Origin of the sequence: Micromonospora sp. NPDC051925 (genome assembly GCF_044548625.1) — a bacterium.
Taxonomy (GTDB): Bacteria; Actinomycetota; Actinomycetes; order Mycobacteriales; family Micromonosporaceae; genus Micromonospora.
Genome location: NZ_JBIUCH010000003.1, coordinates 278654 through 305076, shown reverse-complemented (window position 1 = coordinate 305076; position 26423 = coordinate 278654). Strand labels below are relative to the sequence as shown.

General features: G+C 74.2%; 24 protein-coding genes. 15 read left to right on the top strand and 9 right to left on the bottom strand.

The genetic code is table 11. From position 1 onward, the window contains the following. The first annotated feature begins 25 nt into the window (after positions 1-25). The 3 genes from ACIG87_RS05985 to ACIG87_RS05975 all read left to right on the top strand — a co-directional run bounded on the left by ACIG87_RS05985 (position 26) and on the right by ACIG87_RS05975 (position 1630). Positions 26-388, top strand: coding sequence for a DUF742 domain-containing protein (locus ACIG87_RS05985; RefSeq protein WP_396848627.1), 363 nt, complete (start codon positions 26-28; stop codon positions 386-388). Further along, complete coding sequence (locus tag ACIG87_RS05980) at positions 369-992, top strand: GTP-binding protein (RefSeq protein ID WP_396848625.1); 624 nt, start codon at positions 369-371, stop codon at positions 990-992. The genes ACIG87_RS05985 and ACIG87_RS05980 overlap by 20 nt, the downstream gene beginning before the upstream one ends. Positions 993-1159: 167 nt before the next feature. Beyond that, a complete protein-coding gene (locus tag ACIG87_RS05975) occupies positions 1160-1630 on the top strand; it encodes a ferritin family protein (protein WP_396848623.1) in 471 nt (156 codons plus the stop codon). Between the two features lie 35 nt (positions 1631-1665). Here ACIG87_RS05975 and ACIG87_RS05970 read toward each other — a convergent pair whose 3' ends face one another. From ACIG87_RS05970 to ACIG87_RS05950, 5 genes are read right to left on the bottom strand one after another with little or no spacing between them, the layout of a single operon-like run. Next, a complete protein-coding gene (locus tag ACIG87_RS05970) occupies positions 1666-2754 on the bottom strand; it encodes a uroporphyrinogen-III synthase (RefSeq protein WP_396848621.1) in 1089 nt (362 codons plus the stop codon). Further along, positions 2754-3101, bottom strand: a complete 348-nt coding sequence (nirD, locus tag ACIG87_RS05965; protein WP_396848619.1) for a nitrite reductase small subunit NirD — start codon at positions 3099-3101, stop codon at positions 2754-2756. Before nirD ends, ACIG87_RS05970 begins: the two co-directional genes overlap by 1 nt. Further along, positions 3098-5650, bottom strand: coding sequence for a nitrite reductase large subunit NirB (gene nirB / locus ACIG87_RS05960; RefSeq protein ID WP_396848617.1), 2553 nt, complete (start codon positions 5648-5650; stop codon positions 3098-3100). The genes nirD and nirB overlap by 4 nt, the downstream gene beginning before the upstream one ends. 29 nt (positions 5651-5679) lie before the next feature. After that, positions 5680-7116 (bottom strand): FAD-dependent oxidoreductase, encoded by a 1437-nt coding sequence (locus ACIG87_RS05955; protein WP_396848615.1) that lies wholly within the window; start codon positions 7114-7116, stop codon positions 5680-5682. Next, positions 7113-9335 carry a molybdopterin oxidoreductase family protein gene (locus tag ACIG87_RS05950; RefSeq protein WP_396848613.1) on the bottom strand — a complete coding sequence of 741 codons (2223 nt, stop codon included), beginning with the start codon at positions 9333-9335 and terminating at the stop codon, positions 7113-7115. Before ACIG87_RS05950 ends, ACIG87_RS05955 begins: the two co-directional genes overlap by 4 nt. A gap of 150 nt (positions 9336-9485) precedes the next feature. On the opposite strand from ACIG87_RS05950, the gene ACIG87_RS05945 reads away from it, so the two are divergent. From ACIG87_RS05945 to glmM, 7 genes are all read left to right on the top strand, one after another. Then, positions 9486-10187 (top strand): class I SAM-dependent methyltransferase, encoded by a 702-nt coding sequence (locus tag ACIG87_RS05945; RefSeq protein ID WP_396848611.1) that lies wholly within the window; start codon positions 9486-9488, stop codon positions 10185-10187. A gap of 402 nt (positions 10188-10589) precedes the next feature. After that, positions 10590-10847, top strand: a complete 258-nt coding sequence (locus ACIG87_RS05940) for a DUF6364 family protein (RefSeq protein WP_091241872.1) — start codon at positions 10590-10592, stop codon at positions 10845-10847. Beyond that, positions 10837-11130, top strand: coding sequence for a type II toxin-antitoxin system PemK/MazF family toxin (locus ACIG87_RS05935; protein ID WP_396848609.1), 294 nt, complete (start codon positions 10837-10839; stop codon positions 11128-11130). The genes ACIG87_RS05940 and ACIG87_RS05935 overlap by 11 nt, the downstream gene beginning before the upstream one ends. Before the next feature lie 368 nt (positions 11131-11498). Then, positions 11499-12830, top strand: coding sequence for an MFS transporter (locus ACIG87_RS05930; protein WP_396848748.1), 1332 nt, complete (start codon positions 11499-11501; stop codon positions 12828-12830). Between the two features lie 211 nt (positions 12831-13041). Beyond that, positions 13042-13485 (top strand): 50S ribosomal protein L13, encoded by a 444-nt coding sequence (gene rplM, locus ACIG87_RS05925; protein ID WP_030489638.1) that lies wholly within the window; start codon positions 13042-13044, stop codon positions 13483-13485. 20 nt (positions 13486-13505) lie between these two features. Continuing rightward, a complete protein-coding gene (rpsI, locus tag ACIG87_RS05920) occupies positions 13506-13970 on the top strand; it encodes a 30S ribosomal protein S9 (RefSeq protein ID WP_396848608.1) in 465 nt (154 codons plus the stop codon). 115 nt (positions 13971-14085) lie between these two features. After that, a complete protein-coding gene (glmM, locus tag ACIG87_RS05915; RefSeq protein WP_396848606.1) occupies positions 14086-15441 on the top strand; it encodes a phosphoglucosamine mutase in 1356 nt (451 codons plus the stop codon). A gap of 91 nt (positions 15442-15532) precedes the next feature. Here glmM and ACIG87_RS05910 read toward each other — a convergent pair whose 3' ends face one another. Continuing rightward, positions 15533-16723 (bottom strand): pyridoxal phosphate-dependent aminotransferase, encoded by a 1191-nt coding sequence (locus ACIG87_RS05910; protein WP_396848604.1) that lies wholly within the window; start codon positions 16721-16723, stop codon positions 15533-15535. A 162-nt stretch (positions 16724-16885) separates the two neighbouring features. Further along, positions 16886-17713 (bottom strand): hypothetical protein, encoded by an 828-nt coding sequence (locus tag ACIG87_RS05905; RefSeq protein WP_396848602.1) that lies wholly within the window; start codon positions 17711-17713, stop codon positions 16886-16888. Positions 17714-17943: 230 nt separating this feature from the next. Between ACIG87_RS05905 and glmS the strand changes: the two genes are divergently transcribed. Continuing rightward, positions 17944-19857 carry a glutamine--fructose-6-phosphate transaminase (isomerizing) gene (glmS, locus tag ACIG87_RS05900; RefSeq protein ID WP_396848600.1) on the top strand — a complete coding sequence of 638 codons (1914 nt, stop codon included), beginning with the start codon at positions 17944-17946 and terminating at the stop codon, positions 19855-19857. 8 nt (positions 19858-19865) lie between these two features. Here glmS and ACIG87_RS05895 read toward each other — a convergent pair whose 3' ends face one another. Together ACIG87_RS05895 and ACIG87_RS05890 are read right to left on the bottom strand one after the other, a co-directional pair. Next, positions 19866-21584, bottom strand: a complete 1719-nt coding sequence (locus ACIG87_RS05895) for an alpha/beta hydrolase (RefSeq protein WP_396848599.1) — start codon at positions 21582-21584, stop codon at positions 19866-19868. Beyond that, positions 21581-21877: a hypothetical protein gene (locus ACIG87_RS05890; protein WP_396848597.1), complete on the bottom strand. Its 297-nt coding sequence runs from the start codon at positions 21875-21877 to the stop codon at positions 21581-21583. Before ACIG87_RS05890 ends, ACIG87_RS05895 begins: the two co-directional genes overlap by 4 nt. 284 nt (positions 21878-22161) lie before the next feature. Here ACIG87_RS05890 and ACIG87_RS05885 point away from each other — a divergent pair, with 284 nt between their 5' ends. From ACIG87_RS05885 to tsaE, 4 genes are all read left to right on the top strand, one after another. Beyond that, entirely contained in the window at positions 22162-23631 is a 1470-nt protein-coding gene (locus ACIG87_RS05885) for an NAD(P)H-hydrate dehydratase (protein ID WP_396848595.1), read from the top strand. A 73-nt stretch (positions 23632-23704) separates the two neighbouring features. Beyond that, positions 23705-24823, top strand: coding sequence for an alanine racemase (gene alr, locus ACIG87_RS05880; protein ID WP_396848593.1), 1119 nt, complete (start codon positions 23705-23707; stop codon positions 24821-24823). After that, positions 24820-25917: an alpha/beta fold hydrolase gene (locus ACIG87_RS05875; protein ID WP_396848592.1), complete on the top strand. Its 1098-nt coding sequence runs from the start codon at positions 24820-24822 to the stop codon at positions 25915-25917. The genes alr and ACIG87_RS05875 overlap by 4 nt, the downstream gene beginning before the upstream one ends. Further along, on the top strand, positions 25914-26396 hold the full coding sequence (gene tsaE / locus ACIG87_RS05870) for a tRNA (adenosine(37)-N6)-threonylcarbamoyltransferase complex ATPase subunit type 1 TsaE (protein ID WP_396848590.1): 483 nt from the start codon (positions 25914-25916) through the stop codon (positions 26394-26396). The genes ACIG87_RS05875 and tsaE overlap by 4 nt, the downstream gene beginning before the upstream one ends. Positions 26397-26423 lie beyond the last annotated feature (27 nt).

Sequence of the window (26423 nt, the reverse complement as noted above, 5' to 3'; positions counted from 1 at the left end):
CCGGACGGCAGGAGGTGATCGCGGCATGGACCCCCGGCGGGATCCACGTGGAGCGCTGGTGCGTCCTTACGCGGTCACCCGAGGCCGTACCGAGCCGAGCCGGGACATCGCGCTGGAGGCGGTGCTCACCTCGAGCCCGACCCAGGTGGCCGAGTCCCGCTTCGCCGGGCACGACAAGTATCGAATCGCCACCGTCTGCGAGGGCCGGGCGCAGTCGCTGGCGGAGATCGCCGCGTACACCCGGATGCCGCTGGGCGTCGCCCGGGTGCTGGTCGCCGACCTGGTCGCCGACGGTCTGCTCACGCTACACACTGCCGCTCCCGCCGAGGGGTTCGAGGAGCGAATGGAAATCCTTGGAAGGGTGCTAAGTGGACTTCGCAGGCTATGACCCCGCCGGGTCGCGCCAGAGCCGGGGAATCGTCTCCGCGAAGATCGTGGTCGCGGGCGGCTTCGGCGTGGGCAAGACGACCCTGGTCGGGGCGATCTCCGAGATCACTCCGCTGACCACCGAGGCGTTGATGACCGCCGCCGGTGTCGGTATCGACGACCCGTCGAAGGTGCCCGGCAAGGAGACCACCACGGTCGCCATGGACTTCGGCCGGATCACCATGGCACAGGACCTGATCCTGTACCTGTTCGGCACCCCGGGTCAGACCCGGTTCTGGTTCATGTGGGACGAGATCATCCGGGGGGCGGTGGGTGCCGCCGTCCTGGTGGACACCCGGCGGATCACCGACGCCTTCGCCCCGCTGGACTACTTCGAGAACCGCAAACTGCCGTACGTGGTCGCGCTGAACCGGTTCGACGGCTCGGACCTGTACGAGCCGGAGGAGGTCCGCGAGGCGTTGGCCATCTCGTCGGACGTGCCGCTGGTGATGTGCGACGCCCGGGACCGGGAGTCGGTCAAGCAGGTGCTGGTGACGGTGGTCGAGCACGCCATGCTCCGGCTCCAGGCCGAGCACGGCCGGGGCTTCCCGACCCCGGTGGGCTGAGTGCAAACCTGTCACCATCTGTAACGAAGGGCTCGCTCACGCTCAGCCGGGCCCTGCCCTCCGGGTGGGTCCGGTATGTCGATCGACCCACCTTGACCTGCGGCGACGTCCACGAATGTCACGTCCAGTGAGTTGCTCCTCACTGGAACGGCGGTGGAGGGGGCGCTATGCGCACAGTGACAGTCGTGTCGATCATGGCGATGGGGGCCGTGCCCGGGGCCGGGGCCGCCGGGCCGGCGCAGGCGGCCGGTCTCGATCCGCAGACCCGGGCGAACGCGTCGACGGCGGTGGAGGGGGAGGCATTCGCCCACGCCAAGTACCTGGCGTACGGGGAGGAAGCGGCGCGTACCGGCGAGCGGCGCATCGCCCGGCTCTTCGCCGACACGGCGTGGACCGAGCGGTACGACCACTTCGCGGCCGAGGCGAAGCTGATCCACTTCGTCCGGAGCAACGTGGCCGACCTGCAGGAGTCGATCGCCGGTGAGGAGCACGAGGCGACCGTCATGTACCCCACGTTCTCCCGCCAGGCGGCTGCGGCGGGTGACCGCAGGGCGGCGGCGCTGTTCCGGGAGATCGCCTTCGACGAGGCCGACCACGCGGCGGCCTTCCTGCGGGCCCTGGTGGAGCTGGAGGTCTGAGCACCCCGGTCGCCACCGGCTGACCCGCCCACGTCTCACTCCACCCGGAGCCGGTAGCCGCGCTTGACGACGGTCTGCACCACCCGGGGTGCCCGCAGCCCCACCCGCAGCCGGGCCACCGCCATCTCCACGGCGTGCTCGTCGGCCCCCCGGGGCAGCGTGCGCAGCAACTCGGTCCGGGACAGCACCCGGCCGGGCCGGGCGGCGAGCGCCCGCAGCACCGCCATCGGCGCGGGCGCCAGGGGCCGCAGCTCCCCGTCGATGACGGCGGCGTGCCCGCGCAGGGTCAGCAGATGCCCGGCCGCCTTGACGGTGAGGGTACGGCGGGGCAGCTCGTCGACGATGGTGCGGACCAGCGCGCCGAGCCGGGCCCGGCTCGGCGCGCTGACCGGCACTCCCCGGCGGACCAGCGGTTCGGCGGTGACCGCGCCGACGCAGCTGACCAGCACGTCCCCGCGCAACGCGGCCAACACCGTCTCGGTGCGGTCGCCGGCGGCGCGCAGCAGCGCCTCCGCCGCCGGGGCGGAGGTGAAGGTGACGGCGTCGACCAACCGGCCGGCGACCAGGTCGATCAGCCGGTGCAGCGGGGCCGGGTCGGTCGGCGGGGCCCACCGGTAGACGGGCACCTCGATCACCGTGGCCCCGGCGGCCTCCAGGGCCTCGGTGCACTCCGGCTGCCGGTCGCCGTGCAGCTGCATGGCGATCACCTGCCCGGCCACCCCGCGCCGGCACAGGTGCTCGACCACCTCCTCGCAGCTCTCCGAGTCGGGTGACCACTGGTCCTGCAGGCCGGCGGCCCGGATCGCCCCCCGTGCCTTGGGGCCCCGGGCCACCACGTAGGCCCGGGACAGCACGCCCTTCAACGGCTCGGCCAACCCCCAGCCCTCGGCCGCCTCCAGCCAGCCGCGCATTCCGATGCCGGTGTTGGCCATCAGCACGTCCGGTGGCCGGTCCAGGCAGGCCCGGGTGGCGTCCCGCAGGTCGCTGTCGTCGGCCAGCGGCACGATCCGCAGGGCCGGGGCGAGCACCACCCGGGCGCCGCGCCGTTCCAGCAACGCGGCGAGTTCGTCGCGTCGCCGGTCGGCGGTCACCCCGATGGTGAAGCCGGCCAGTTCGTCCCGCATCACTCCTCCTGTCGCAGCCGCACCTCGACCAGGCCGTCCCGGCAGCGGACGTCGTACCGGGGCAGGGTCACCCCGGGCAGGTCCAGGCAGAGCCCGGTTCGCAGGTCGTACACCTGCTTGTGCAGGGGTGAGGCGACGGTGGGCGTCCCGCCCCGGCTGCCGACGATGCCCCGCGACATCACGTACGCGCCGCTCAGCGGGTCGAGGTTGTCGACCGCGAACAGCTCGTCGCCGGTGCGGAAGAGCGCCACCTGGACCCCGTCGACCAGGGCGGCGACGCCCCGCTCGGGTTCCAGCCGGTCCAGTGGGCAGACCGGGGTCCAGGCGACGGTGGCGGTGTCGCTCATCGCCGCACCTCCGGCAGGCCGAGGACGACGGGCTGGCGGCGTCGGGTGGGCGTCCCGGCGGATGGCGCGGCCTCGGCGGAGGGCCGGGTGGCGCGGGTCGGCACCGGCTGGCCACGCTCCACCGCGAAGGTGATCGACGGGTCCGGCACGTCGGGGGCGTTGACGAAGGAGGTGAAGCGGCGCAGCCGTTCCGGGTCGTCGAGCACGTCGCGCCACTCGTCCGAGTAGGACGTCACGTGCCGGGCCATCGCCGCGTCGAGTTCGGCGCAGAGCCCGAGCGAGTCGTCGACGATCACCGACCGGAGGTGCTCCAGGCCGCCGTCCATCGCCTCGATCCAGGCGGCGGTGCGCTGCAACCGGTCGGCGGTGCGGACGTAGAACATCAGGAACCGGTCGATCAGCGTGATCAGCGCCTCGGTGGACAGGTCGGTGGCGAACAGGTCGGCGTGCCGGGGGCGGAACCCGCCGTTGCCGCCGAGGTAGAGGTTCCAACCGGTCTCGGTGGCGATGATGCCGAAGTCCTTGCTGCGGGCCTCGGCGCACTCCCGGGCACAGCCGGAGACGGCGGACTTGAGCTTGTGCGGGGCGCGCAGCCCCCGGTAGCGCAGCTCCAGCGCGACGGCCAGGCCGACCGAGTCCTGCACGCCGTACCGGCACCAGGTCTCGCCGACGCAGGACTTCACCGTCCGCAGCGCCTTGCCGTACGCGTGGCCGGACTCGAAGCCGGCGTCGACCAGCCGACGCCAGATCTGCGGCAACTGCTCGACCCGCGCGCCGAACAGGTCGATCCGCTGCCCGCCGGTGATCTTGGTGTAGAGCTGGAAGTCACGGGCCACCTCACCGATCACGATGAGCTTGTCCGGGGTGATCTCCCCGCCCGGTATCCGGGGCACCACCGAGTAGCTGCCGTCGCGTTGCAGGTTGGCCAGGAAGTGGTCGTTGGTGTCCTGCAACGACGCCTGCTCGCCGTCGAGCACGTGCCCGGTGCCCAGCGAGGCGAGGATCGAGGCCACCACCGGCTTGCAGACGTCGCAGCCCCGGCCCCGGCCGTGTTCGGCGACGAGCTGCGAGAACGTCCGGATGCCGCGCACCCGGACGATGTCGAACAGCTCCTGGCGGCTGGCGTCGAAGTGCTCGCAGAGGGCGGTGGACTGCTGCACCCCGGCCGCGTCGAGCAACTGCTTGAGCATCGGTACGCAGGAGCCGCAGCTCGTCCCGGCCCGGGTGCACGCCTTCAACGCCGGTACGTCGGTCGCCCCGCCGGCGATCGCCGCGTCGATGTCGTCCCGGGTCACCGCGTTGCAGGAGCAGACCTGCGCCGCCCCGGGCAGCGCCGCCGCCCCGGCCCCCGCCTCGCCGGCCGGCGCCAGCAGCGCCAGCGGGGGAGCGGGCAACGGCCCGCCGACACTGGCCCGCAGCGTCGGGTAGGCGGTCGCGTCCCCGACCAGCACCCCGCCGAGCAGCGTCCGCGCGTCGTCGGAGAGGACCAGCTTCGCGTACGAGCGGGTGACCGGGTCGGTGAACGTGACGTCCAGGCAGCCCGGGGTGGTGCCGTGGGCGTCACCGAACGAGGCCACGTCGACACCGAGCAGCTTGAGTTTGGTGGCGCGGTCCGCGCCGGGGAAGGTGGCCGCGCCGCCGAGCAGCCGATCGGCCACCACCTCGGCCATCGCGTACCCGGGGGCGACCAGGCCGTGGCAGGTGCCGTCGACGGCGGCGCACTCGCCGACCGCCCAGATCCGCTCGTCGTCGCTGCGGCAGCCCCCGTCGACAAGCACCCCGCCGCGCGGGCCGAGGGGCAGCCCGGCGGCGCGGGCCAGCTCGTCGCGGGGCCGGATACCGGCGGCCACCACCACCAGGCCGGCCTCGACCGTGCCGCCGTCGGAGAGGTCCAACGCGGCGACCGCGCCGTCCGGGCCGGGCCGCAGCGCGGTGGTGGCCACCCCGAGGTGGGTGGTGACCCCCAGCTCCTCGACGTAGCGCCGCAGCATCGCGCCGCCCGCCTCGTCGACCTGCACCGGCATCAGCCGGGGCGCGAACTCCACCACGTGGGTACGCAGCCCCAGCAGCCGCAGCGCGTTGGCGGCCTCCAGACCGAGCAGGCCGCCACCGATCACCGCCCCGGTCACCCGACCCCGGGCGTGCTCCCGGATCGCCTCCAGGTCGTCCAGGGTGCGGTAGACGAAGACGCCGGGCAGGTCCGCGCCGGCCACCGGTGGCACGAACGGGTACGACCCGGTCGCGAGCACCAGCGCGTCGTACGGGTGCTCCCCGGTGGCGGTGGTCACCACCCGTCGGCCCCGGTCGATCCCGGTGACGGGGTCGCCGAGGCGCAGCTCCACCCCGTCGTCCGGGGTGTGCAGGTTCAGCTCGTCGGCGGGCACCCCGTCGAAGAACGCCGACAGCCGCACCCGGTCGTACGCCGGGCGGGGTTCCTCGGCGAGCACCGTCACCTGCCAGCGCCGGTCGTGGTCGCGGGCGCGCAGCGCCTCGACGAACCGTTGGCCGACCATGCCGTTGCCGATGACGACCAATCGTCCACCGGTCATCGCGTCACCTCCTCGTGGTGTCATCACGGTCATCGGGGCGTCCCCACCGAATCCACCTCGGACAACCAGCCGACGATCCCGGCGACCGCCGCCCGGCAGCCGCCGCAGCCGGTGCCGGCCCGGGTCGCGGCGACCACCTCGTCGACCGTCCGGGCACCGGCCCGCCAGCAGCGGACCAGGGTGCCCTTGTCGACGTCGTTGCACTGGCAGACGGTCGCCGCGTCCGGCATCAGCGCCGGGGACGCGGCGGGCGTCGCCGGGGCCCCGCCGAGCGCCCGGCCGAGCAGCAGCGACCGTCGGTCGGTGGGGACCGGGGCACCCCGGTCGAAGAGCTGCACCACCGTGCCGACCGCCGGGTTGTCGCCGAGCAGGATCGCCCCGGTCAACCGGTCGTGGTGGATCCGCAGCCGGGCGTACGTCCCCCGGGCCGGATCGGCGAAGGTCAACTCCTCGCCGGGCCCGGCGGTCGGGTCGCCCATCGCGGCGAGATCGATTCCGGCGGCCTTGAGCCGGGTCACCACCGGCCGGGGCCGGTAGCGGGCCGTGTGGTCCTCGCCGGTGAGCAGCCGGGCCACCACCCGGGCCTGCGCCCAGGCGGGCGCGACCAGCCCGGTCGGGCCGCCGCCGGGACGGGCGCAGTCGCCGATCGCCGAGATCGCCTCGTCGTCGGTGCGCAGCCGGTCGTCGACCAGCACCCCCCGGTCGACGGCCAGCCCGGCGGCGGTGGCCAGGTCGGTGTCGGGGCGTACCCCGCAGGAGAGCACCAGCAGGTCGGCGTGCAGGTGGGTGCCGTCGGCCAGGTCGAGGCGGACCCCGTCGGCGTCGGCGGCCAACCCGGTCGCCGGCACGCCGAGCCGGGTGGCGACGCCGAGCCCGGCCAGGGTGTCGACGAGCACCGCGCCGGCGGCCGGGTCGAGCTGCCGCTCCATCAGGTGCCCATGGGGGTGGACCACGGTCACCGCCAGCCCCCGGGCGGCCAGGCCGCGCGCCGCCTCCAGGCCGAGCAGCCCGCCGCCGAGCACCAGCGCGGTGCGCGCGGACCGGGCGGCGGCCAGGATGCGGCGGCAGTCGGCCAGGGTACGGAAGACGGCCACCCGGGCCGGCAGGGCGGCCGGGTCGAGGCCGGGCAGCGGGGGCACCACGGCCCGGCTACCGGTGGCGAGGACCAGGTGGTCGTAGTCGATCCGGTCGCCGTCGGCGGTGCGCACCGTGCGGGCCGCCCGGTCGATCGCGGCGGCCACCACCGCGGTCCGCACGTCGGTGCCCTGCCCGGCGACCTCGGCCAGCTCCACATCGGGCTCGTCGATCTTGCCGGCCAACAGCGTGGAGAGCATGATCCGGTTGTACGCCCGGTGCGGTTCCGCCCCCAGCACGGTCACCTTCCGGTCCCCGTTGCGGGCGTGCAGCTCGGTGGCGAGTCGGGAGCCGGCCATGCCGTACCCGACGATCACGATCCGTCCGGTCATGCCCGCTCCACCCGGACCGCGCAGATCTTGAACTCCGGCATCCCCGAGACCGGGTCGACGGCGTCGTTGGTGACCGAGTTGGCGCGGGCCGCCCCGGGCCAGTGGAACGGGGCGAAGACGGTGTCCGGCCGGATCGTCGGGCTGAGCCGGGCCGGTGCCCGCAGCTCACCCCGGCGGGAGGCGACCCGTACCTCGTCGCCCTCGGCGACCCCGAGCCGGGCCGCCAGGTCGGGGTGCAGCTCGACGAAGCCGTGGGGGGCGGCCCGGCGCAGCGCGGCGACCCGCCGGGTCTGCGCGCCGGACTGGTACTGCGCCAGTACCCGCCCGGTGGTGAAGTGCAGCGGGTAGTCGGCGCAGACCTCCTCGGCCGCCGGCCGGTGGTGCACCGGGTGGAACCGGGCCCGGCCGGTCGGGGTGGGGAAGGCGTCGGCGAAGAGCCGGGGGGTGTCCGGCCCGTCCGGGTCGGGACAGGGCCAGAAGACGCCGTCGGACGCCTCGATCCGGTCCCAGGTGACCCCGGCGTAGTCGGCGACACCCCCGGCGGAGGCCCGCCGCAGCTCGGCGAAGACGACTCGCGGGTCGGTGGGGAAGCGGTCCCGGGCGGTCGCCGGGCCCGGGGAGACAGCCGAAGCCTCGGCCGGGTCGCTCCCCGTGGGGTCGGTCCTGGTCGGGCCGGCGGTCAGCGGGACGGCCGGGAACGGTGCGGCGGCGGTGTCGTCGAGGCGGTCGGCGAGGTCGGCGAGGACGGCCAGGTCGGTGCGGACGCCGGGGGGTGGTTCGCGCAGCGCGCGGCGGCGCAGCACCCGGCCCTCCAGGTTGGTCATCGTGCCGTCCTCCTCGGCCCACTGGGCGACCGGGAGCACCACGTCGGCCAACTCGGCCGTCTCGGAGCGGAGGAAGTCGGCCACCACCAGCAGGTCCAGCCCGCGTAGCCGGGACTCGACCCGGGCCGCCCGGGGCGCGGAGACGACCGGGTTGGAGCCGAAGACCAGCAGTGCCCGGGGGCCGTCGGGGGTGCCGAGCGAGTCGAGCAGTTGGTAGGCCGGCACACCCGGGCCGGGCAGTTCGGCCGGGTCGACACCCCAGACCCCGGCGACGTGGGCGCGGGCTGCCGGATCGTCGATCTTGCGGTAGCCGGGGAGCTGGTCGGCCTTCTGGCCGTGCTCGCGTCCGCCCTGGCCGTTGCCCTGGCCGGTGAGGCAGCCGTACCCGGAGTGCGGGCGGCCGGGCAGGCCGAGGGCGAGGGCGAGGTTGACGTACGCGCTGACCGTGTCGACGCCCTTGGCGTGCTGTTCGGCACCCCGAGCGGTGAGGATGACCGCCGAGCCGGCGGTGCCGAGCAGGCGGGCGGTCGCTTCCAGGTCGGCCACCGGCACCCCGGAGAGCCGTTCCACCTCGGCGGGCCAGTAGCCGGCGACGGTACGGCGTACCGCGTCGAAACCCTCGGTGCGGGCGGCGACGTACTCCCGGTCGATCAGCCCCTCGGTGAGCGCGATGTGCAGCAGTGCGTTGGCGACCGCCAGGTCGGTGCCGGGCAGCGGTTGCAGGTGCAGGTCGGCCTGGCGGGCGGTGGCGGTGAGCCTCGGGTCGACCACGATCAGCCGGCCGCCCCGGGCCTGCTGGTCGGCCACGTGCCGCATCAGCGGCGGCATGGTCTCGGCCGGGTTCGCCCCGACCAGCAGCAGGGTCTCCGTCCGACCCAGGTCGGTCAGCGGGAAGGGCAGCCCCCGGTCGACACCGAAGGCGCGCAGCCCGGCCGCCGCAGCCGAGGACATGCACCACCGGCCGTTGTAGTCGATGTGCCGGGTCCGCAGCGCCACCCGGGCGAACTTGCCGAGGGCGTACGCCTTCTCGTTGGTGAGCCCGCCGCCGCCGAAGACCGCGACCGCGTCCCGCCCGTGGGTGCGGTGGATGGTGCGCAGCCCGTCGGTGATCCGGTCCAGCGCGTCGTTCCAGCTGGCCGGGCGTAGCTCGCCCGACGGGTCGCGGACCAGTGGGGTGGTCAGCCGGTCGGGGTGGTCGAGCAGTTCGGCGGCGGTCCAGCCCTTCTGGCACAGCCCGCCCCGGTTGGTGGGGAACTGTCGCGGCTGGACCTCGATCCGGCCGTCGTCGGTGTTCCGGAGGACCATGCCGCACTGGAGCGCGCAGTACGGGCAGTGCGTCTCCGCCTCCCGGGGTGGAGACCCCGTTCGCGTCGCGGCGCGTGCACCGTCTGTCATGTCGGGAAAGCGTGCCGCCGGGCGGTTTCCGACCCGGGTCTCTTATGTTTCGGTCCTGTCAAGACCGGCTCACACCGCACGGGCGCAGCGTGCCGGTCGGTAGGGTCTATGATGTGGGACAGCTATCCTATGATGTGAGAGGGGTGGATCATGGACGTGACGACGGCCTTCGATGCTGCGGCAGGCTCGTACGATCAGGCCCGCCGCCGGCTCGTCCCCTGCTTCGATGACTTCTACGGCACCGCCGTCGAGGTCGCCGCCCCACCGCTGCGGGCCGCGCTCGCCGCCGGGCGTACCCCCGAGGTGCTCGATCTGGGTGCCGGCACCGGGTTGCTCTCGCTGCTGCTCAGCGCGGCGCTGCCCGGGGTGCGGGTGACCCTGGTCGACGGCGCCGCGCGGATGCTCGCGGTCGCCGCCGACGGGCTGGCGGCCCGGGGGGTGGCGCACCGGACCGTCGTCGCCGACCTGGCCGACCCGCTCCCCACCGGCCGGTACGACGCGGTGGTCACCGCCCTGGCCGTGCACCACCTCGACGACGACGGCAAGCGGGCGCTCTACCGTCGCGCGGCCGAGGCGCTCGTCCCCGGCGGGGTCTTCGTCAACGCCGAGCAGGTGGCCGGCCCGACCCCGACCCTGGACCGCCGGTACGACGACATCTGGCTGGCGCAGACCGCTGCACGCGGCTCGGACGCCGACGAGATCGCCGCCGCCCGGGAGCGGATGCGGCACGACCGTCCGGTATCGGTGACCGACCAGTGCCGGTGGCTTGCCGACGCCGGCCTGGTCGACGTGGACTGCTTCTACAAGGCCTGGCGATTCGCCGTCTTCGGCGGACGCCGCCCGTCCACCTGACCCTGGATCCCCCGCCCCCGCCTGCCTGGCCCCGCCTTGCCCGCTTGCTCTGCCTCCTACCCGCCTATCTGGCCCCGCCGGCTTGCCCGCCCGCCCTGCCCGCTTGCCCTGCCCCGCCCGCCGGTTGCCCTGCCACTGTCCTGACTGCCTGCCCCGCCGTCCCCACCTCGCCCGCCCCTCGCTCGATGAGATCTTGGACAGTTTCTGTTCCCTGCGAGCAGGAACTGTCCAAGATCTCGCACCGATGAGGGTGAGAGTGCCCGTGAGGCTGGCGTGGGGTCGCTCGTGGGGTGGCCGGGTGTTTGCTGGGGCATCGGGGTGGGGAGGTGTGCGGCGGGCGGGGTTCTTGCTGGGAAAGCGCGGAGGATGACCGATGGTCATACCGGGGGTAGGGTTGGTGGCATGACTGCCAAGGTGACTCTCTCGTTCTCCGACGAGACGATCGAGGAAGCCCGCCGGTTCGCCAAGCGGGAAGGGCTCTCCCTCTCCGCCTGGATGGACCAGGCCGCCCGGGAGAAGGCCCTGCGGGAGGTCTTCACCGCCCACGCCGAGGCGGTCGGCCGGGCCGGGCTCGACCTGGAATCCGCCGCCCTCGCCGACGCCCGCGAGGTGGGGATGGTCGCCGACGTGCTCTTCGGCGGTCGCCCACGTGCTGCGTAGGGGAGAGGTCTGGCGCATCGAGGGCGCCCGGGAGCGGCTCGGGCTGGTGATCAGCTCCGACGTCTACAACTCCACCGACGTGCCGATCGTGATCGTCGCCGAGGTGGTCGAGACCGCGCTGCTGCGCGACTCCCCGCTCGCCGTGCCGATGGGTCGGAACGTGGTGATGCCCGACCGGCTGTCCGCGCCGATGAAGAAGTGGTTCACCGAGTGCGTGGACGTCGCCGACACCGAGACCATGCAGCGGGTGACCCGCGCGCTGCGCATCCTTCAGGAGCTCTGACCGCCGCTGGGCCGCGCGACCGCTGGGCCGCGCGACCTCACCGCCGCACGGCCTCACCGTCGGGTCCTGGCCGACGTGCGGTCTCCGTTTCCGGAACGACCCGTGGGAGGCACCCTCGGGAAACCCGGCCTGCCTAGCGTTTCCGCTCACCACGACCAGGAGGAGTCGCCGTGAGCACGCTCGCCAGCAGCACCGCCGCCGATCCACCGGCCGTCGAGTCGTCGGCCGTCGATCCCGCGGCCACCGCCACCGCCACCGATCCACCGGCCGTCGATCCCGCGGCCACCGCCACGGCCACTGCCACCGCCGCCGAACCACGGGTCGCCAGCACGGTTGTCGACGGCCGGGCCGGAGCCGCCGCAACCGGCATCGGACGTCGGCACCGGATCGACGATTGGCGTCCCGAGGACCCCACCTTCTGGCGGACGACCGGAGCCCCGATCGCCCGCCGTAACCTCTGGGTGTCGATCTTCGCCGAGCACGTCGGGTTCTCGGTGTGGAGCCTCTGGTCGGTCACCGTGCTCTTCCTCGGCCCGGCGTACGGCATCGACCCGGCGGGGAAGTTCTTGCTCACCGCCGTACCCGCCGCGCTGGGGGCGGTGCTGCGGCTGCCGTACACCCTGGCGGTGGCCCGGTTCGGCGGGCGGAACTGGACCATCGTCAGCGCGCTGCTGCTGCTGGTGCCGGCGGTGCCGATGACGGTGCTGCTGGAGCCGGGGGTGTCGTACTCCACGTTGATGGTGCTGGCCTGCCTGACCGGGGTCGGCGGCGGCAACTTCGCCTCGTCGATGGCGAACATCAACCTGTTCTTCCCCGACCGGCTCAAGGGCCGGGCGCTCGGGCTCAACGCCGGTGGCGGCAACCTCGGCGTGCCGGCGGTGCAACTGGTCGGGCTGGCGGTGCTGGCCACCGCCGGGGCCGCGTACCCCCGGCTGGTCCCGGCGGTCTACCTGCCGCTGATCGTGCTGGCCGCGCTCGCCGCCGCCCGCTGGTTGGACAACATCCCGGACGCCCACAACGAGCCCGGCGCGCTGAGGGAGGCCGCCCGCGACCGGCACACCTGGGTGATGTCGCTGCTCTACGTCGGCACCTTCGGCTCGTTCATCGGCTTCGGCTTCGCCTTCGGGCAGGTGCTCCAGCTCCAGTTCGCCGAGCGGTTCCCCACCCCGGTCGACGCCGCCTGGCTGACCTTCCTCGGGCCGCTGATCGGCTCGTTGATCCGGCCGCTGGGCGGGCAGCTCGCCGACCGGCTGGGCGGGGCCCGGGTGACCTTCTGGAACTTCGTCGCGATGGCTGCCGGCGCCGGCCTGGTGCTGTACGCCGCCCGGGAGCGGTCGTACCCGCTCTACCTGGCCGGGTTCCTGTCGCTGTTCGTCTTCTCCGGCGTCGGCAACGGGTCGACGTACAAGATGATCCCGGCGATCTTCCGGGTCCGGGCGGCGGCCGAGGCGGAGCTGACCGGCGACCCGGCCGCGGCGCAGCGCCGGGCCCGGCGGCTCTCCGGGGCCCTGATCGGCATCGCCGGTGCAGTCGGCGCCTCGGGCGGGGTGCTGGTGAACGTGGCCTTCCGGCAGTCCTTCCTCGCCTCGGGCAACGCGGACGCCGCCTATCTGGCCTTCATCGGCTGGTACGCGCTCTGCTTCGTGGTGACCTGGGCGGTCTACCTGCGGCCCGGTCCGGGTAGGTTGACCGGGGTGTGACCCTTGTCATGCCGCGAAATCGCAGGTGAGGCCGGCCGACCCCCCGTTTTGACCAGCCGACGGGGTGCCGGGTATCGTTGCCTGCTGTTGTACGACATCCAGAGGCGTGCCGCTCAGGTACGCTTGGTCGTTCGTGCGCGCTGGTCCGGCCGGGAAGCCTCTGGTCACCTCGGCGCGCGACCCCAGACCGACGACGAGACAAGGTAGACCTGTGCGTACGTACAGCCCGAAGCCGGGTGAGATCGAGCGTCAGTGGCACGTTATCGACGCCTCTGATGTCGTGCTGGGCCGCCTGGCCACCCACGCCGCCACGCTGCTGCGCGGCAAGCACAAGCCGACTTTCGCGCCGCACGTCGACACGGGCGACTTCGTCGTCATCGTGAACGCGGGCAAGGTGGCGCTGACCGGCAACAAGCGGCAGACCAAGGTCGCCTACCGGCACTCCGGTTACCCGGGTGGCCTCAAGCAGATCGGCTACGAGGAGCTGCTGACCAAGCGGCCCGAGCGGGCCATCGAGCTGGCGGTGAAGGGGATGCTCCCGCACAACAAGCTCGGCCGTCAGCTGATCAAGAAGCTGAAGGTCTACGCCGGTGCCGAGCACCCGCACCTGGCGCAGCAGCCGGTGCCGTTCGAGATCAAGCAGATCGCGCAGTGAGCGAGGGCGAAGGAAACAGCATGACCGACATCACCGAGACCGAGGTTGCCCCTGAGGCCACCGAGGCGCCCGCGCCCGTCGCCCGCGCGCCGCGTGGTGACCGACCGATCCAGACCGTCGGCCGCCGCAAGGAGGCCATCGTCCGGGTCCGTATCGTCCCCGGCAGTGGCAAGATCACCTGCAACGGCCGTGACCTCGAGGCATACTTCCCGAGCAAGGTGCACCAGCAGCTCATCAAGGACCCGCTGGTCACCGCCGAGAAGCCCGAGACGTTCGACGTGATCGCCAACCTGCGTGGCGGCGGCACCACCGGCCAGGCCGGTGCGCTGCGGCTCGCCATCGCCCGCGCGCTGATCGTCAACGAGCCGGACGACCGCCCGGCCCTGAAGAAGGCCGGCTTCCTGACCCGGGACGCCCGGGTCAAGGAGAGCAAGAAGTACGGTCTCAAGAAGGCCCGTAAGGCGCCTCAGTACTCGAAGCGCTGATCACCAGCAGCGCGTTGTACTTCTGAGAACGGCCGGGTCCACCTCCCTTCTACGGGAGGTGGCCCGGCCGTTCCGCTTTCTCCACTCATTGCAGTTGCACCGGAGGTTCGCGGGTATGGGGCGGTTGTTCGGCACGGACGGCGTACGCGGGCGGGCGAACGTGGATCTCACCCCGGAGTTGGCGCTCGCGGTGGCGGTGGCCGCCGCCCACACGCTGGCCGAGTCGGACCGCAGCCATCCGCCGCTGGCGGTGGTCGGGCGGGACACCCGGGCCAGCGGCGAGATGCTGGAGGCCGCCGTGGTCGCCGGCCTCACCAGTGCCGGTGCCAGCGTGGTCCGGGTCGGAGTGCTGCCCACCCCCGCCGTGGCGTTCCTGACCGCCGAGGCCAAGGCCGACCTGGGCGTGATGCTCTCCGCCTCGCACAACCCGATGCCGGACAACGGGATCAAGCTGTTCGCCGCCGGTGGGCACAAGCTGCCCGACGAGATCGAGCTGCGGATCGAGGCGGCCGTCGAGGCGAACGCCACCACCGCCTGGGACCGCCCGGTCGGTGCGGGGGTCGGCCGGGTGCACGACCTGCTCGACGGTGCCGACCACTACGTGCAACACCTGGTCGGCACGGTGCCGCACCGCCTCGACGGCATCAAGGTCGTGGTCGACTGCGCCAACGGCGCCGCCGCCGAGGTCGCCCCGGTGGCCTACCGGGAGGCGGGCGCCGAGGTGATCGCGATCCACGCCGAGCCGGACGGCCTCAACATCAACGACGAGTGCGGCTCCAACCACCTCGACAGCCTGCGGGCCGCCGTGGTCGAGCACGGCGCGCACCTGGGCCTCGCCCACGACGGCGACGCCGACCGCTGCGTGGCGGTCAACGCCGACGGCGAGGAGGTCGACGGCGACGAGCTGATGGCGATCCTCGCCCTGGCCCTGCGGGACGCCGGCGAGCTGACCCAGGACACCCTGGTCGCCACCGTGATGAGCAACCTCGGCCTGCGGCTGGCCATGTCCGCGCAGGGCATCCGGCTGGTCGAGACCAAGGTCGGCGACCGGTACGTCCTGGAGGAGCTGCGCGCCTCCGGCCTAGCCCTCGGCGGCGAGCAGAGCGGCCACCTCGTCATGCCCGCGCACGCCACCACCGGGGACGGGGTCCTCACCGGCCTGCACCTGATGGCCCGGATGGCCGCCACCGGCCGGTCACTGGCCGAGCTGGCCTCGGTGGTCACCAAGCTGCCGCAGGTGCTGATCAACGTGCCGGTCGGTGACCGCACCGTCGGGGCCGCCGCGCCCGCCGTCCGGGCCGAGGCCGAGCGGGCCGAGGCCGAGCTGGGGGAGACCGGCCGGGTGCTGCTGCGCCCGTCGGGCACCGAGCAGTTGGTACGGGTGATGGTCGAGGCCGGCACCGAGGAGATCGCCCGGTCGGTGGCCGAGCGGATCGCCGAGCAGGTCCGTGCCGCCAGCGCCACCGCCTGATCCGTCACGTGTGGTCGGGGCGGTGGGTCGGTCGTCCCGGAGGATCACCGGCTGACCCGGACGCGCTGTTCCCGCCGGTAGGGTTCGGCGGTCATGCCGCCAGTCCGCGCAGCCGGCCCACCGCCTCGGTCAGCACCTCCGGGCGCTTGCAGAAGGCGAACCGGACCAGCCGCCGACCGGCCTCCTGATCGTCGTAGAAGACCTGGGTGGGGACGGCCACCACCCCGCAGCGCTCCGGCAGGGACCGGCAGAACTCCAGCCCGTCCCGACCGCCCAGCCCGGTGATGTCGGCGGTGACGAAGTACGTCCCCTCCGGGGTCAGCACCTCGAAACCGGCGTCGGTCAGGCCGCCGATCAGCAGGTCCCGCTGCCGTTGAAGACCGTCGCGGAAGCCGGTGTAGTAGTCGTCGGGCAGGGCCAGCGCCACGGCGACCGCCGGTTGCAGCGGTGCCGCGTTGACGAAGGTGAGGAACTGCTTGACCCGCAGCACCGCCGAGACCAGCGCGGCGGGGCCACTCACCCAGCCCACCTTCCAACCGGTGCAGGAGAAGGTCTTGCCGGCCGACGAGATGCGCAGGGTCCGTTCCCACATCCCCGGCAGGGTGGCCAGCGGCAGGTGTGGGGCGGCGGCGTCGGTGAAGACGAGGTGCTCGTACACCTCGTCGGTGACCGCGTACACGTCGTGCTCCCGGCAGAGGTCCGCGACCAGCGCCAACTCCTGCGCCGTGAAGACCTTCCCGGTCGGGTTGTGCGGAGAGTTCAGCAGCACCAGCCGGGTACGCGGCCCGAACGCGGCGCGCAGCTCGGCCGGGTCGAAGGCGTACCGGCCGCCGCCGCCGGGGCGCAGGGTGACCGGCCGCCGTACCGCCCCCGCCAGCGCGATCGACGCGGCGTACGAGTCGTAGTACGGCTCGAAGCAGACCACCTCGTCGCCCGCCTCGCAGAGCGCGAGGATGCTGGCGGCGATCGCCTCGGTCGCCCCGGCGGTGACGACCACCTCGCCGTCCGGGTCGTACACCAGGCCGTGGAAGCGGCGCTGGTGGTCGGCGACGGCCCGGCGCAGCGCGGGAATCCCCGGACCGGGCGGGTACTGGTTCTGGCCGGAGCGCAACGCCTCGGCGGCGGCGGCCAGCATCTCCGGTGGCCCGTCCGTGTCAGGGAAGCCCTGGCCCAGGTTGACCGCGCCGGTCCGGACGGCGAGCGCGGACATTTCGGCGAACACGGTCGTCCCGAACGGACGCATCCGGGCCACCAGCGGGTCGACATCGGTCGGCGTCGTCACGTCCGCCAGCCTACGGCTCGTGGCCGTCCGTTCCACACGGCTGGTGGCCGTCGATTCCCGCGCGGCTGGTGGTTGCCCGGTCCACAGCGTGACGCCGACCGGCAGTTGGGTCGTGGCGGCGGGCACCACCTCCCGGGTCGGCGGCGCGACCGGCGGTCGGCGTCAACGGAGGGATCCTCCCAGGTCGGTGCCGGTCACCTCGTACGTCAGGGTGTACCGGCCGGGACCGTCGGCGGGCCTGGTGACGGGCACGCCCGGCGGGTACGGCTGCGGCGGGCTCCAACTGGGTTCGGGGTCGTCGTCGTAGTAGCCGTGGTCGTAGGGGTCCTCGGTGGCCGTGCCCGACCCGAGCCGGCCCAGCAGGGCGCTGCCCCCGCAGAGGCAGACGCAGAGTCCGAGGACGAGCACCACGACCACGGCGATCACGATCCCCACCACCTGACCGGTGCCGGTGGAGGTCCGCCCGCCCGACGGCGGGTACCCGGGATGGGCGAACGGCGGCGGGTAGCCCGGCGGTGGCCATCCGGCACCGGGTGGGCCGCCGGGCATCCCGGGGACCGCGCCGGGCCAGCCGGCGGAAGCGGGCGGGCCTTCGGGCGCTCCGGGGAGCATGCCGGGCCAGCCGGCGGACGCGGGCGCTCCGGGGGCCGTGCCGGGCCAGCCGGTGGGACCGGGTGGGTCGGCGGGACCGACGGGCGGGCCGGGGGGAACCGATCCGGCCGGGCCGGTGGTGGGGCCGTCGGCCGGCGGGTTGCCGGGCCACGGATCGGGCGCGGCCCAGGGCTGCGGAACCGCGAGCGGGTCCGGCGGGGTCCAGGCGGACGGGCCGGCCGTCGGGTCGGCAGCGGGGCCGCCCGGGTGACCCGGGCTGAGGTCACCGGCGGGGTTCGGGCTGCCCGGAGCGCCGGGCGGGGGCGACGGGTCGCCGGGTGGAGGTGCCGGGTCACTGGGCGGGGGTGGGGGATCGCTGGGGGGTGGCGTGTCGGACATGGCTGCTCCGGGGACGGAAGGGAGGGAAAGGGGCGAGCCGGCCGTCCCAGGGACGTTCCAGGGTCGCCGAGAGACTGTCGTACCGCCGCGTCGCTCGCAACCCCGTACCTTCGGCGGGGTGGGAGGGTCGCCCGGTTGCCGCCCGTTGTTGCCTGATCGCTCAAATTTGGTGATTGTTTACCCGGCTTCTGCGCACGCGAGGTGAGCGAAGCTGGGTTAGGCTGCGAACCATGTGTGGAATCGTGGGTTACGCCGGCTCGCGCCCGGCGCTCGGCATCGTGCTCGACGGACTGCGGCGGCTGGAATACCGGGGCTACGACTCGGCCGGGGTCGCGATCGTCTGCGACGACGAGCTGCTCACCGAGAAGAAGGCCGGCAAGCTGGCCAACCTGGAGAAGGTCCTCTCCGAGCGGGCCGCCAGCAACCCGGACGACTGCGCCGCCAGTCCGGTCGGCATCGGCGACGGCACCACCGGCATCGGCCACACCCGGTGGGCCACCCACGGCGGCCCGACCGACCGCAACGCCCACCCGCACCTGGCCCCCGACGGCCGGGTCGCCGTGATCCACAACGGCATCATCGAGAACTTCGCCAAGCTCCGCGCCGAGCTGGAGGACGACGGCGTCCAGTTCACCAGCGACACCGACACCGAGTGCGCCGCCCACCTGCTCTCCCACGCGCTCGCCGAACTGCGCGCGGCCGGTGGGACCGACAGCCCGCAGCTGCTCGCCGCCGCCATGCGGGTGGTCTGCCGCCGGCTGGAGGGCGCGTTCACCCTGCTCGCCGTCGACGCCGCCATCCCCGGCGCGGTGGTCGGCGCCCGGCGCAACTCGCCGCTGGTGGTCGGCCGGGGCGAGGGGGAGAACTACCTGGCCAGCGACGTGGCCGCGTTCATCGAGCACACCCGCGAGGCGGTCGAGCTGGGCCAGGACCAGATCGTCCTGATCACCGGCGAGAGCATCGAGATCACCGACTTCGACGGGCAGCCGGCCACCGGCAAGGACTTCCACGTGGACTGGGACTCCTCGGCCGCCGAGAAGGGCGGCTACGACTGGTTCATGCTCAAGGAGATCGAGGAGCAGCCGCAGGCCATCGCGGACACCCTGCTCGGCCGGCTCACCGACACCGGCGAGATCGCCCTCGACGAGGTCCGGATCAGCGACCAGGACCTGCGCGACGTCGACAAGATCATGATCGTGGCCTGCGGCACGTCGTACCACGCCGGCATGGTCGCCAAGTACGCCATCGAGCACTGGACCCGGATCCCCTGCGAGGTGGAGCTGGCCAGCGAGTTCCGCTACCGCGACCCGGTGCTCGACCGGTCCACCCTGATCGTGGTGATCTCGCAGTCCGGCGAGACGATGGACACCCTGATGGCGCTGCGGCACGCCAAGGAGCAGAAGGCCCGGGTGCTGGCGATCTGCAACACCAACGGCTCCACCATCCCGCGCGAGTCCGACGCCGTGCTCTACACCCACGGCGGCCCCGAGATCGCGGTCGCCTCGACCAAGGCGTTCCTCACCCAGCTGGTCGCCTGCTACCTGATCGGACTGCACCTGGCCCAGGTACGCGGGATCAAGTTCGCCGACGAGGTGGGCGCGGTGGTGGCCCAGCTCCAGGAGATGCCGGGCAAGCTGCGTGAGCTGCTCGACCGGATCGAGCCGGTGCGGGAGCTGGCCCGGGAGCTGAAGTCCGAGCCGACCATTCTGTTCATCGGCCGGCACGTCGGCTACCCGGTGGCCCTGGAGGGCGCGCTCAAGCTCAAGGAGTTGGCGTACATGCACGCCGAGGGGTTCGCCGCCGGTGAGCTGAAGCACGGCCCGATCGGGCTGCTCGACAAGGGCACCCCGGTGATCTGCGTGGTGCCGTCGCCGGTCGGCCGGGGCATGCTGCACGACAAGGTCGTCTCCAACATCCAGGAGGTCCGGGCCCGGGGTGCCCGGACCATCGTGATCGCCGAGGAGGGTGACGAGGCGGTGGTCCGCTACGCCGACCACCTGATCTATGTGCCGCGTACGCCGACCCTGCTCGCACCGCTGGTCACCACCGTGCCGTTGCAGGTGTTGGCGGCCGAGATCGCCGCCGCCCGGGGGCACGACGTCGACCAGCCGCGCAACCTGGCGAAGTCGGTCACCGTCGAGTAGCGCACCGGTCACCGGCCGAGCACGATCCGGGCCATGCCGTCCAGGGCCGGGTTGTCGGGCTCCCAGTAGCCGGTGTGGCCGTACCGGCTGCTGGGGAAGGTCCGGCCGCCGAATCCGGGATCGCTCGGATCGTGCCCGAACCACAGCTGGTGGTCGTCCGGGCGGAGCAGCCAGGCGGTGCTGGCCAGCGGCGAGGTGGCCAGCACCGCCCGGCCGGCCAGGTCGCGGGGCGGCTCGACCAGCCTGATCACGTCGTCCGGGGCGGTGCTCGCCCAGACCCGGTCCGGTGGCAGGCCGAGCGCCCCGGCCCGGTCCACCCCGACCCCGGGTGAGCCGACGAAGGCCAGCGCGTCGGCGGCCAGCCCGTGGTCCCGGGCGGCGCTGCCCACCACCAACGAGCCGTAGCTGTGCCCCAGCACGGTCTGCCGGGCTGCCGGCCCGTCGTGGGTGGCGCGCAGCCCTTCCTGGAAGCGGTGCAACGCCGGCCCGGCGTCGTTGGCCTGGGCCGGCGAGGATGCCTCGGGCAGGAAGTCGGGCGCGTCGTAATCCAGCCAGAGCACCGCTGCCGTCTCCTCGCCGGGGGCGATGGCGGCGCACCTGGCCTGCACCCGGGCGGCCCGACTCAGCTCACCGGGGACGTCGGCGAGGTCGCTGGTCATCCCCGGCACGTAGGTCAGCACCCGGCCGGCCCGGTCCGGGTTGCCCAGCGCGACGATCGCCCGTCCGTCACCTCGCGGGTCGAGCCCGAGCAGGTATGCCCGGGGTGGGGTCGTCGAGGCCAACCGCCCGGCGAGCCCGTCCAGGACGGCCAGCGCCCGCTCGACCCGACGCAGGCCGGCGCGTTCGCGCGGAAGGCGGGCCGACAACGACCGGCGCTCGGCCAGCAGGGCCTCCCGATGACCGGCCAGCAGCAGCCGGTTGGCCTGGTCACGAGCCGTCGCCGGCACCCCGTCGAGCCGGCCGATCCGGGCCGGCTCGTGCACCACCAACCAGCGCCGCTGGGCCGGGGTGAGGGTGGTCCACCAGGCGCGGACCAGCGCCGGGGCGGCGTCGTCCGCCGGTCGCCCCGGGGGTGGCCGCTCGACCCAGCCGGTGTGGGCCGCCCCGGCCAGCTCGGTCAGCCGGGCCGCAGCCTCCCGGTCGGCCGCGTCGGCCAGCGCGAGCGCGTCCCGCAGCGCCGCCGCCACCTGGCCCACCGCCCCCGCCGAGCCCGCCCCGCCGACGGCACCGGGTCCGCGGACGGCACCGGGTCCGCGGACGGCACCGGGCTCGGCACCGGGGGCCCCGCCCGCGCCGCCCCCGGTGCCCGTGCCGGGAAGGCGGGTGCCCACACCGGCCGGGAGCACACCCGAGTCGGGGCCGCGCCATACCGGGGGCAGCGCCCGTACGCCGCCGTGCCGGTCCACCGCCACGCCGGTGCGGTCCGCCAGCGTCACCGCCTCGGCGAGCCGGGCCTTCGCCACCCGGAGCCGACCGGCGAACTCGGCGAGCACCTGCTCGATCTCGACCAGTGCCGGCAGGATGGTGGCCAACTCCGCCCGGAGCCCGTCGAGCCGCCCGCCGGCTGCCGTGGCCGCCCCGCCGGACCAACCCGCCCGCAGCGCCGCCGCCCGGTCGGCCAACCCGGCCCGCCGCCGCCCGACGGGGGTGGCCACCCCGCGCCAGGCCACCCCCGCCGCGTCCCAGTCGCCCGGGGAGGCGGCCCAGAGCTGCGCGTACCCGATCATCGGGGGTGCCCGGCCAGCCGCCCGGCGGCGCGGTCGTCGGCCGCCGTGTACGCCTCGGCGGCGGCGCGCAGCGCGGTGCCGGTCTCGGCCACCCGGCTGCCGAGCGTCCCGTGCCAGGTGTGCACCGCCGACTCCAGCCGGCCCAGGGCGGGGCCGGCCCGCCAACCCGGCGCGGACAGCACCAACCCGGGCCGGCCCGCCAGCCCCTGGGCCAACGCGTGCGCCTCGTCGGCCAGCCCGCCCGCCGCCACCCGCAGCACCGACAGGTCGACCTGCACCGGCTCGTCCGTCATTCGCGTTCCTCCCCGCCCCCGTTGCCGGCTCCGCTGCCGATCGCGGCACCGACGCTAGGTGACCGGACAGCCGTCGATCCGGCCCTGTGGACGACGGGCGACGGTCGTACCCGTGGGCTGTCCACAGGTCTTGCCCACCGCGACGCCGGTGGCTAATCTGCCGCCCCCATCGCCGGTAGGGTGATCTCGACCACGACGGACGCGCACGCGCGGATCGGAACGGGCCCGGCCGGTCGGCCCGTCCAGGTGCCGAACGGGACGGGGTGCAGGAAGACGGGGGTGGCATGAAACCGGTGTGGCGGGTGTCTGACGTACGCGCGGCGGAGGCCGGCCTGATGGCGACCCTTCCGCCCGGGACGCTGATGCAGCGGGCGGCGGCCGGGCTGGCCCGGCGCTGTGCCCTGCTGCTCGCCGACCGGGGCGGGGTGTACGGCGCGCGGGTGCTGCTGCTGGTCGGCACCGGGGACAACGGCGGCGACGCGCTCTACGCGGGCGAGCGGTTGGCCCGGCGTGGCGCGCAGGTCGCCGTGCTGCCGGTCACCCCCGGGCGGGCGCACGCCGAGGGGCTGGCCGCGCTGCGGGCCGCCGGTGGCCGACTGGTCGACGCCCCGCCCGCCACCGTCGACCTGGTGCTCGACGGGATCGTCGGGATCGGGGGCACCGGCGGGCTGCGGGAGGCCGCCGACCGGCTCGTCGCCGGCCTGCCCGCGCTGCGGGGCCGCGACGGCGGCCGGGCCACCGTCGTGGCGGTGGACGTGCCCAGCGGGGTGGCGGTGGACACCGGGCACGTCCCGCTGGACGGGTCGGGTCGGCCGCTCGCCGTCCGGGCGGACGTCACGGTGGCCTTCGGCGCGCTCAAGCCGGCCCTGGTGGTCGGCCCGGCGGCCCCGCTCGCCGGGCAGGTCGAGCTGGTCGACATCGGGCTCGGGCCGTGGCTGCGCGGCACCCCCGCGCTACGGGTGACCGAGTGGTCGGACGTGGTCGACTGGTGGCCCCGCACCGGTGCGTCCTCGGAGAAGTACAGCCGGGGCGTGGTCGGGGTGGCCACGGGGTCGCGGACGTACCCGGGGGCGGCGGTGCTCTCGGTGGGTGGCGCGCTGGCCGGCCCCACCGGCCTGGTCCGGTACGCCGGTGGCGCCCGGGACGAGGCGGTCCGGCAGCATCCGTCGGTGATCGCCACCGACCGGGTCGCCGGTGCGGGCCGGGTGCAGTCCTGGGTCTGCGGCTCCGGTCTGGGTACCGGCGAGCAGGCCGGCGCGGAGCTGCGGGCGGTGCTGGCCGCGCCGGTGCCGGTGGTGCTCGACGCGGACGCGCTGACCCTGCTGGTGGACGGCTCGCTCGCCGGCCGGCTGCGCGACCGGGACGCCCCGATCGTGGTCACCCCGCACGACCGCGAGTTCACCCGGCTGTGCGGGGAGGAGCCGGGGGCCGACCGGGTCGCCGCCGCGCTGCGGCTGGCCGCCTGGATGAACGCGACGGTGCTGCTCAAGGGGGACCGCACGGTGGTCGGCACGCCGGACGGCCGGGTGTACGTCAACCCGACCGGCAGCCCCGCGCTGGCCACCGGGGGCACCGGGGACGTGCTGGCCGGGCTGCTCGGTTCGCTGCTCGCCGCCGGGCTGGCCCCGGAGCGGGCGGCGGCCGTCGCGGCGTACCTGCACGGGCTGGCCGGGCGGGAGGCGGCCCGGGGTGGCCCGGTGGCCGCGCCGGACGTGGTGGCCGCGCTGCGTCCGGTGGTGGCCCCCCTGCTCTGACCGCCTCCCGCTGGCGGCGGGCCTGGTCGGCGTCCACCGGCCCGCTGATCACCGACGCCAGTAGGCTGGGCGCATGTGGCAGGCCGAGGTGCGCGTCGATCTGGACGCGATCCGTGACAACGTGGCCCGGCTCCGGTCGGGCACCAGCGCCGAGCTGATGGCGGTGGTCAAGGCCGACGGGTACGGCCACGGCATGGTCCCGTCCGCGCGGGCCGCGCTCGATGCGGGGGCGGACTGGCTCGGGGTGTGCACCCTCGACGAGGCGCTGACCCTGCGCCGGGCCGGGATCACCGCGCCGGTGCTGGCTTGGCTGCTCGACCCGGGGCTGCCCCTGCACGAGGGGGTGGCCGCCGGGGTGGACCTAGCCGCCGCGAGCCTGCCCCAGCTCGACGAGATGGTCGAGGCGGGCCGGGCCGCCGACCGGCCGGCCCGGCTGCACCTGAAGATCGACACCGGTCTGGCGCGCGGTGGGGCCACCGTCGCCGACTGGCCGACCCTGCTGGAGGCCGCCGCGAAGGCCCAGGCCGACGGCCTGGTCGAGGTGGTCGGGGTGTGGAGCCACTTCGTGTACGCGGACTCGCCCGGCCACCCCACCACCGACCGGCAGTTGGCGGTCTTCCACGAGGGGTTGGCCATGGCCGAGCGGGCCGGCCTGCGCCCCCGCTACCGGCACCTGGCCAACTCGGCCGCCACCCTGACCCGACCGGACACCCACTTCGACCTGGTCCGGCCCGGGATCGCCGTCTACGGGCTGTCGCCGATCGCCGGTGAGCAGTTCGGGTTGCGGCGGGCGATGACCGCGCGGGCCCGGGTGATGCTCACCAAGCGGGTTCCCGCCGGCACCGGCGTCTCGTACGGCCACACGTACGCCACCGAGGAGGAGGCGAACCTGGCGGTGGTGCCGCTCGGCTACGCCGACGGGGTGCCCCGGCACGCCTCCAACGTCGGCCCGGTGCAGCTCGGCGGCAAGCGCCGCACCATCTCCGGCCGGGTCTGCATGGACCAGTTCGTGCTCGACTGCGGCGCGGACGAGGTGGCCGCCGGTGACGTGGCGACCCTCTTCGGCAGCGGCGACGACGGGGTGCCTACCGCCGACGACTGGGCCGAGGCGGTCGGCACGATCAACTACGAGATCGTCACCCGGTTCGGCGGGGTCCGGGTGCCCCGGGTCTACGACGGTGAGCGGCCGTGAGCGCCGTCAACCGGTTCCGGGTGCCCCGGCCGAGGACCGCCGTCGGAAGGGTGGCCGGGGTGGTCGGTGCCGCGGTGGGGGTGGCCGCCGCCGGGCTGGCCGCCGGGGTGGCCACCGAACGTGCCCTGGTCCGCCGGCTCAAGGCCGACCCCGCCGACCCGTACGTCGGGGAGGACTTCGGCGCGCAGCGCTACGACGAGGCGTACCGGCTGGAGTTGCCGGACGGCACCGACATCCACGTCGAGGTGGTCGAGCCGACCCGACCGGTGCCGGGACACCCGACGGTGGTGCTGGTGCACGGCTTCTGCCTGGACATGGGGACGTTCCACTTCCAGCGCCAGCTGTTGGCCGCCCGGGGCGACTACCGGGTCGTCGCGTACGACCAGCCGGGGCACGGCCGGTCGGGGCGGTTGGAGACCGGCGAGTACGACCTCGCCGCGCTGGGGCACACCCTGCGTCGGGTGATCGACCGGACCGCCCCGGAGGGGCCGCTGGTGCTGGTGGGTCACTCGATGGGCGGGATGACCATCATGGCCTTCGCCGAGGCGTACCCGGAGCTGTTCGGTGACCGGGTGGTCGGCACGGTGCTGATGGCCACGTCGGGCGGGTTGCTCGCCGAGACGAAGCTGGTCGCGCCGGCGCTGCTCGGCCGGGTCGGCTCGCCGGTGCTGTTCATGATGAGCAACGCCACCCGGTACGGCGGGATCGTGATCGACCGGGCCCGCAGGTCCACCTCCAACGTGGCCTGGTTGTTGACCCGCCGGTACGGCTTCGGCACCCCGAAACCGAGCCCGGCCCTGGTGTCGTACGTGGAGCAGATGAACTCCCGGACGTCGGCCGACACGGTGACCCGCTACCTGCGGACCCTGGCCACCCACTCCCGGTTCCCGGCGTTGGCCGCGCTGAGTGGCACGCCGGTGCTGGTCGTGGTGGGCGACAAGGACATGATCACGCCGGTGGTCCACTCGGAGGAGATCGTCCGGCGGCTGCCGCACGCCGAGTACATCAAGATCCATGACAGCGGGCACGTGGTGATGCTGGAGCACGCCGACGAGGTCAACGCCGCGCTGGAACGTTTCCTGGAGGCACTGTGAGGGTGACCGTCACGCTGCCGACGGTCGAGGACACGCACGCCTTCGGCCGCCGGCTGGCCGGGTTGCTGCGCGCCGGTGACCTGCTGCTGCTCACCGGCCCGCTGGGAGCCGGCAAGACCGCGCTCACCCAGGGCCTCGGCGCCGGCCTGGGGGTACGCGGCGACATCACCTCGCCGACCTTCGTGATCGCCCGGGTGCACCGGCCCGATCCGACGCGCGGCGGCACGGTGGACCTGGTACACGCCGACGCGTACCGGTTGGGCGACGCGACCGACCCGCGCGCCGAGATCGACGACCTGGACCTGGACGCCTCGGTGGACGACTCGGTGACCGTGGTCGAGTGGGGTGAGGGGCTGGTCGAGCAGCTGGTCGACGCCCACCTGCGGGTGTGCATCGACCGGCGCGACGACGACACGCGGGTGGTCGAGCTGACGCCGGTGGGCGGGGACTGGGCGCAGCGGCTGACCGCCCTGGGCTGAGGGCTGTCGTACCCGCTGCCTAGAGTT